Genomic DNA, 1,797 nt, shown 5'->3' on the forward strand with positions numbered 1-1,797 from the left:
CAGATGCTCGCCCTGGCCCGGCTGTGCGGCGGGCTGCCGCTGGCTCTGCGGGTGGCCGCCGCGCGCCTCACGTCCCGGCCGCACTGGCGGGTGGAGCAGCTCGCCTCGCGGCTGGAGGACATGAGCCAGCGCCTGGACGAGCTGGTGTACGGCCCGCAGAACGTGAGAGCCACCATCGCGCTCAGCTACCGCAGCCTCATCCCGCAGGCGCAGTGCCTGTTCAGGCGGCTGGCGCTGCTGGACATCCCCGACTTCCCCTTCTGGGTGGCCGCGCCCCTGCTCGACAGCGACCTGGGCGTGGCGGAGGACCAGCTCGAACTGCTCGTGGACGCTCAGCTCGTGGACGTGCTAAGACTGCCGGGCGAGGAGCCGCGCTACCGGCTGAGCGAGCTCATCCGCGTCTACGCCCACGAGTGCCTGGCCCACGAGGAAACCCCGGCGGAACGCGCGGACGCCCTGCGCAGGACGCTGTCCACGTGGCTGTTCCTGGCCGAGGAGGCGCACAGGCGCGAATACGGCGGCGACTACACCATCATCCACGGCGGCGCTCCGCGCCGTCCGCTCCCGCCCGACCTCGTCTCCTGGTTGCTCGCCCGCCCGCTCGACTGGCTGGACAGGGAACGGCTCGCGCTGATGGCCGCCGTCGCACAGGCGGAGGCGATCGGGGAGGACGAGATCTGCTGGGACCTGGCGCTCAGCTGCGTCACCGTCTTCGAGGCGCGCTGCTGCTTCGACGACTGGCGGGTCACCAGCGACATCGGGCTGCGCGCCGCCGTACGGGGCGGAAACAGGCGCGGCGAGGCCGCGATGCTGTACTCGATGGGCGCCCTGGCGCTCTTCCAGCAGAACCTGGACGAGTCCGCCGTGCACCTGACCTCGGCGCGCAACCTCTTCGAGCAGATCAGCGAACGGCACGGCTACGCGCTCGCGCTGCGCAACCTGGCCTTCCTGGACCGCACCAGGGGACATCTGGACGAGGCGCTGGCCACCTACGAGCAGGTGCTGACCGTTTTCGACGAGGTCGGCGACAAGGCCGCGGCGGCGCACGTGCTGTGCAGCATCGGCCAGATCAAGCTCGCGTGGGGCCGCTACGCAGAGGCGGAGGAGGTAGGCCGGCGGGCGCTGGTCATCGCGCGGGCGCTCGGCAACCACCGGCTGTGCGCGCAGGCCCTCAGCCTGCTCGGCGAGAAGAGCCTGGAACAGGGCGAGTACGATCTCGCGGAAGAGCACTTCGGCGAGGTCACGGACATCGTCAGGAGCACCGGCGACCGCCTCGGCGAGGCCTACGCGCTGCACGGCACGGGTCGGGTGCAACTGCGCAGGGGCAACCACCACATGGCGGAGATGTCGTTGCGGCTCGGCTATGCGCTGGCCTGCGCCAGCGCGGAGAAGCTGATGATCGCGCGGCTGGCCTTCTCGCTGGCGGAGTTCCACCGCGCGAGCGGCGAGGCGGCCGCGGCCACCGCCAGGGCCAACGAGGCGCTCAGCACCGCCAGGGCCATCGGCGCCGCCCACCTGGAGGCCCAGATCAGTGCCTTCCTGGACGGGGCTTCCGCCTTCCCCGAAGGGATCGCCGCGGAGAGGGAACGGGCCGGGCGGTAAGGCGCCGGCGGCCCGTTCCCCGCCGCTCATCCCCAGTGGGTGTCGGCTTCCAACAGGAGCAGGAACTCATTCACGGTTAACCCCTTGGTCGGCGTCTGTGTTCTGCCCGTCATGCAACGCGCCCGCCCTGTCGTCACGGCATCGTCCCGCTTTCCGCGCCGAGCCCACCGCGTCCAACGACCGATAGCGGTAGGA

General features: G+C 71.2%; 1 protein-coding gene. It reads left to right on the forward strand.

Annotated elements, in window-relative coordinates; all coding sequences use genetic code 11:
- On the forward strand, window positions 1-1,602 hold a 1,602-nt coding region (locus tag ACTWPW_RS63975), incomplete at its 5' end, for a tetratricopeptide repeat protein (RefSeq protein WP_443175004.1).
- Window positions 1,603-1,797: the final 195 nt, after the last annotated feature.

The sequence above is a fragment of the Nonomuraea sp. KM90 genome (assembly GCF_052246675.1).
Taxonomy (GTDB): domain Bacteria; phylum Actinomycetota; class Actinomycetes; order Streptosporangiales; family Streptosporangiaceae; genus Nonomuraea.